Here is a 5,669-nt window from a genome sequence, read left to right as displayed (position 1 = left end):
CACCAGCACGGGAAACCGGTCCAGCGAATAAGTTTCGCCGAATGCGCTATAGGTCCCGTCGGGTGTGAAGACATTCACCAACCCGTCGATGTCTTGCTGCGTGATGGTGACCGCATAGCGGGCCAGCAGCTGCTGGATCTCGATCAGGTCTTCAATGCGTGTTGGCATAAATCTTGCCGCCTTTCATCACGAAGCCCACCTTCTGGGTAACGCCGATGTCGGACAACGGATCTCCGGGTACGGCGATGACGTCCGCCAGCAGACCCTCGGCAAGCCGGCCGCGATCGGTGACGTTGATCAATTCCGCCGCCGTGACCGTCGCCGCCCGTAACACCGCCAACGGCGGCAGGCCCCAATCGACCAGCGTGACAAGCTCATCGGCGTTACGGCCATGCGGGATCGCAGGCGCGTCGGTACCCACCGCGATCTTCACCCCGGCCTCGTACGCAGCCAGGATCGAGGTCCGCGACTTCGGGAACATCTCGGCGGCCTTGGCCTGCAGCTCGGGCGGGGCGTGCGAGACGTCCATGGCCTCCGCCAAGCGCCGGGTGGACACCAGGAAGGTGCCGTGCTCGACCATCATCGCGATCGCCTCGTCGTCGACAAGGAACCCATGTTCAATGCAGTCGATGCCTGCTTCGACCGCATGTTTGACCGCGTCGGCGCCGTGGGTGTGTGCGGCGACTCTCAGCCCACGCCGATGCGCCTCGTCGACGATCGCCCGCAGCTCCTCATCCGAATAATGTTGCGCGCCAGGCGGGCCGGTCAACGACATCACACCACCCGAGCAGCAGACCTTGATCAGCTCCGCGCCGTGTTTGATCTGATAGCGCACCGCCTTTCGGATCTCGTCGACTCCGTTAGCGATGCCCTCTTCGACCGTCAAGTCCAGCACATGTGGGGCGAACGCGGCGAACATTGTCGGATCCAGATGTCCGCCGGTCGGCGTGATCGCATGCCCGGCAGGCACCACCCGCGGGCCGTCGATCCAGCCTGCGTCAATGGCCTTGCCGAGCGCGACATCGAGCAGATAGCCGCCAGTCTTGACGAACAGGCCGAGATTGCGCACCGTGGTGAACCCCGCGCGTAGCGTCCGACGGGCGTTGCCGACCGCGCGCAACATTCGGGTCGGCGGGTCATCCTGAACCTGGGACAACCCGGGCTTTTCCCCGCGCCCGCCCATCAGGAGGTTGACCTCCATGTCCATCAGCCCGGGCAAGAGGACCTGGTCGCCCAAATCGATGAGCTCGCCCTCGGCGTCGCCGCCTACGCCGACGATCCGGTCCTCTTCGATCCGCACGATGCCAGGCGACAGAATCTCACCGGCGTCGACGTCGAGCAGCCCAGCGGCCTTGAGCGTCAACACCTCTTAAATCACCGGCTCCCTGATCAATTCGACCCAGGCTGCGCCGCTGTCGGGGACCCGGGGCTGCTTCCACGCCTCGATCGGGAACGACACCATGATCAGCGACTGCATCAGGTGCATGAGTGCCTGCGCGGCCTCGGGCAGATCATCCAGCGTGTACTTGTCGCAGTAGTCGATCACATCGTTCAGCCGGGGGAACGCGACATCGTAGAAGGCCTGCATCTCGGTCATCGACGAGGCCAACCGCTTGGCGTAGCGCTCGGGTTCGGTGGCCAGGTCCCACTCCAGATAGGGCTCCAGGTCGGCGAATTCAGTGGGCAGCTTAGTTGGCGTGGCCATTGTGGCTGTACTCCTTCGCCCATTCAGTGACAAAGTCACTTGTAACTTTGTGCAGATGCCGCAGCAGGATTTCCTGGTCGCACAGCAGGAAGTCTTTGACGACCTTGGTGCCGATCATGGTCTGGGTGGCCTCCAGCGTGTTGGCGTCCTGCAGCGCGTATTCCTTGAACGTCACCGCGGCCAACTCCTGGGCCAGCCGTTCCCGCGCATTTCTCGGCGGAGCGAAATACAGCGTGCACTCGAAGATGTGCTTGTCGACCGCGGTCGGCCAGTAGTGATAGGTCAAAAACCAGCCGGGCTCCCAGATCAGCAGCATGAAGTTCGGGAAGAAGTGCCACGAGTCAATGCCCCACTGCGGCACTCTTTTTGGGTTGACACCCGGAGGAAGCTCATCGAGCTTTTCGATGACCTCCGGCTTGTCCCACGGCCCGAACAGTCCGCTGCGCAGCACCTGGTCCATCGGCTTGACCATGGACATGTCCGCGGGCGGTGCCTGACCGCCCCAGGTGGAGATCATCCCGTGTGGGCTGGCCAATTCGTAGTGCAGCGCCTCGAAGCCGTATTTGATGATCTTGGCGGCTTCTTCCTTGGTGTACTGCCCCTGATGTAACACCGGGGCGTGGTAGAACTCGGCGAATGCGTCGATGAACAACTTCCAGTTGCTGCCGACTTCAGCCCGATAGGAGTAGGCCTCGGTCATCTCGTGGAACGGATAGCCCTCGATGCCCTTGGCCAGCCGCCCCAGGTAATCGGCCAGCGGCTTCGCGTTCTGGTCGAGGTTGATGAAGATGAACCCTTCCCACACCTCGCAGCGGACGCCCACCAGGCCGTACTGGCTCTTGTCGACGTCGAAGAACTCGTCCTCCTGCTGGATGAAGGTCAAATCTCCATCGAGGCTGTAGCGCCAGGCGTGGTACTTGCAAGTGAACTGTCGGCAGGTGCCCGAGGTCTCCTCGTGTGGATAGTCATTCCATACCAACTTGTTTCCGCGGTGGCGGCAGACGTTGTGGTAGGCCTTGATGGACCCGTCCTTGGTCTTGACGATGATCACCGACATGCCCGGGCCCGCCGACGGCAGCTCCTTGGTGAAGTAGCTGCCGGTGCGCGGCAGCCGCTCCACCCGGCCGACGTTCAGCCACGTCCGCTTGAAGATCGCGTCGCGCTCGGCCTCGAAGAACGCCGGATCAATCGAGTCGGTGTAATCGACCGGCGCGGTTCCCAGTTCGGGGTAATTTTCCGTCCAGCTGCCGGCATCCGGCTTGGTGAAATGTGGCAAGGATCTACCTTTCTGTCCGGGCTGTGTGGTCGTGCTCGACCTCGACGCCAAAAGTGTTCAGAGCCATGGCGAGTGCGATATAGCCACCAGTCGTGAAGATCAAATCCATCCGCTGCCGCTCGTCGAGCCGCTCACCGAGGGCTGCCCATGTCTGGTCGGACAGGTTCGTTTTCTGGTCGAGTTCATCGACCGCGGACAGCACCGCGCGGTCGAACTCGTCGTCCGCGTCGCCCGATCGCACCGCGGCGATGTCGGCGTCGGACAGCCCCGCTTCCTTGCCGATTTCCACGTGGTGCGACCACTCATAGCCGCACCCGCGCCGATGTGCGACACGCAGCACGACTTGCTCACGGATGCGCGGCGGCAGCGTCGACCCGTAGAGCAGGTAACTGCTGAATCGGAGAAACGCACGCGTCAGCTTCGGATGGTGCACCAGGGTAGCCAGCACGTTGCCGGCGTCGCGCGGATTTCGCCGCTCCTCCGGCAGCATGCCGGAGACCGCGTGCCGGGCAGCGTCGTCCCATTGGTCCGCCGGTAAGGGGGACAGACGCATACCGCCTCCTCAGTTGCGAGAATCATATTCTCATATTTGACCAATAGATTTCCACGAACTCTCGGATTGGTCAATGTTTTGCACCCGACCTGCGGAAACGCCTTCCGTAGGTGACGGCGGGGTCGCCCCGTCGTCCCGGGTCCGGCGACCCCCCGCGTAGGCTCAAGATGTTGATTCTCGCGAACTGAGAAGATAATTTTCATACTTGAGAGAACGGGCCGCCCAACGACCCCCGACGGAGAGGAACGGCCAGTGAACAAAGACGACATGATTTTGATCAGCGTCGACGACCACACTGTCGAGCCACCGGAGATGTTCAAGAACCACTTGGCGAAGAAGTATGCCGACGATGCGCCGCGGCTGGTGCACAACGCGGACGGCTCTGACTGCTGGCAGTTTCGTGACACCGTGATCCCCAACGTCGCGCTCAACGCGGTGGCCGGTCGCCCCAAAGAGGAGTACGGGCTGGAACCGCAGGGCTTGGATGAGATCCGGCCGGGTTGCTACAACGTCGACGAGCGGATCAAGGACATGAACGCCGGCGGCATCTTGGCGTCGATCTGCTTCCCGTCCTTCCCTGGCTTCGCCGGGCGCCTGTTCGCCACCGAGGACCCGGAGTTCTCAGTGGCGCTCGTGCAGGCCTACAACGACTGGCACATCGACGAGTGGTGTGGGGCCTACCCCGCACGCTTCATCCCGATGGCGATTCCGGTGATCTGGGATGCCGAGGAGTGCGCCAAAGAGGTGCGACGGGTGGCCAAGAAGGGTGTGCACGCGCTGACCTTCACCGAGAACCCCGCCGCGATGGGCTACCCGAGTTTCCACAACGAATACTGGAACCCGCTGTGGAAAGCGTTGTGCGACACCAACACCGTGATGAACGTGCACATCGGATCCTCGGGCAGGCTGGCGATCACGGCACCCGATGCGCCAATGGACGTGATGATCACGCTGCAGCCGATGAACATCGTTCAGGCCGCCGCGGATCTGCTGTGGTCGCGGCCGATCAAGGAATACCCGGATTTGAAGGTCGCACTGTCGGAGGGTGGTACCGGGTGGATTCCCTACTTCCTTGAGCGGGCGGACCGGACCTACGAGATGCACTCGACGTGGACACACCAGAACTTCGGTGACAAGCTGCCGTCCGACGTGTTCCGTGATCACTTCCTGACCTGCTTCATCAGCGACAAGGTCGGCGTGGCGCTGCGCAACATGATCGGCATTGACAACATCTGCTGGGAAGCTGACTATCCGCACAGCGACTCGATGTGGCCGGGCGCGCCCGAAGAGCTGTGGGATGTGCTGTCCGCCAACAATGTCCCGGACGACGAGATCAACAAGATGTCCTACCAGAACGCCATGCGTTGGTACTCCTTCGACCCGTTCAGCCACATCACTCCGGCACAGGCGAAGGTGGGTGCATTGCGCAAGGCCGCTGAGGGTCACGACGTTTCGATCCGGGCTCTCAGCCACCACAAGGAGGCCAGGTCGGGTGCGTCGTTCGCGGACTTCGCCGCCAGCGCGAAAGAGCTGACCGGCAACAAGGACTGACGCGCAACCGGAATGCACGCGCGCCAGTGGGCGGTCGCAAGCGCGGCGAAGCCGGGCGCAGCGGGCCGACACTGAAAGCCCGTGGCGGTCGCAAGCGCGGCGAAGCCGGGCGCAGCGGGCCGACACTGAAAGCCCGTGCCTGAGCTGATCAAAGGAGATTCAACAGTGCCCGGCGGTGGAATGAACTTTGAGCTGACCGACGACCAAGAGCTGATCCGCAAGTCGGTCGCGGAGCTGTCGTCGAAGTTCGATGACCACTATTGGATGGAAAAAGACCAGGCGCACGAGTTCTCGTCAGAGTTCTATCAGGCTATCGGCGGCGGCGGCTGGCTGGGTATGACGATCCCCGAGCAGTACGGGGGTCACGGCCTCGGTATCACCGAAGCGACGCTGCTGGCCGAAGAAGTGGCCAAATCGGGCGGCGGAATGAACGCCGCCAGCTCCATTCACCTGTCGATCTTCGGCATGCACCCTGTGGTGGTGCACGGCTCCGAGGAGCTCAAAGCGCGCACCTTGCCGCGGGTCGCGACGGGCGAGCTACACGTGTGCTTCGGAGTCACCGAACCCGGTGCAGGACTGGACAC

At 62.7% G+C, this 5,669-nt stretch carries 7 protein-coding genes; 2 read left to right on the top strand and 5 right to left on the bottom strand.

Annotation, left to right across the window (positions count from 1 at the left end; translation table 11 throughout):
• The 5 genes from WAN71_RS16670 to WAN71_RS16650 form a co-directional block, all read right to left on the bottom strand.
• Positions 1-168, bottom strand: a 168-nt coding sequence (locus WAN71_RS16670) for a nuclear transport factor 2 family protein (protein WP_422226396.1), incomplete at its 3' end; no start/stop codon positions are given.
• Entirely contained in the window at positions 152-1,366 is a 1,215-nt protein-coding gene (locus WAN71_RS16665) for an amidohydrolase family protein (protein ID WP_422226394.1), read from the bottom strand. The genes WAN71_RS16670 and WAN71_RS16665, both read right to left, overlap by 17 nt.
• A 3-nt stretch (positions 1,367-1,369) precedes the next feature.
• A complete protein-coding gene (locus WAN71_RS16660; RefSeq protein WP_422226393.1) occupies positions 1,370-1,705 on the bottom strand; it encodes a hypothetical protein in 336 nt (111 codons plus the stop codon).
• Positions 1,689-2,981, bottom strand: a complete 1,293-nt coding sequence (locus WAN71_RS16655; RefSeq protein ID WP_422226392.1) for an aromatic ring-hydroxylating oxygenase subunit alpha — start codon at positions 2,979-2,981, stop codon at positions 1,689-1,691. Before WAN71_RS16655 ends, WAN71_RS16660 begins: the two co-directional genes overlap by 17 nt.
• Before the next feature lie 4 nt (positions 2,982-2,985).
• On the bottom strand, positions 2,986-3,534 hold the full coding sequence (locus WAN71_RS16650; RefSeq protein ID WP_422226391.1) for a carboxymuconolactone decarboxylase family protein: 549 nt from the start codon (positions 3,532-3,534) through the stop codon (positions 2,986-2,988).
• A gap of 252 nt (positions 3,535-3,786) precedes the next feature.
• On the opposite strand from WAN71_RS16650, the gene WAN71_RS16645 reads away from it, so the two are divergent.
• Entirely contained in the window at positions 3,787-5,085 is a 1,299-nt protein-coding gene (locus WAN71_RS16645; RefSeq protein ID WP_422226390.1) for an amidohydrolase family protein, read from the top strand.
• A 180-nt stretch (positions 5,086-5,265) separates the two neighbouring features.
• The coding region (locus WAN71_RS16640) for an acyl-CoA dehydrogenase family protein (RefSeq protein ID WP_422226395.1) at positions 5,266-5,669 on the top strand (404 nt) is incomplete at its 3' end.

Origin of the sequence: Mycobacterium sp. (genome assembly GCF_049280035.1) — a bacterium.
Classification (GTDB): Bacteria; Actinomycetota; Actinomycetes; order Mycobacteriales; family Mycobacteriaceae; genus Mycobacterium.
This window is presented reverse-complemented; position numbering and strand designations above follow the sequence as displayed.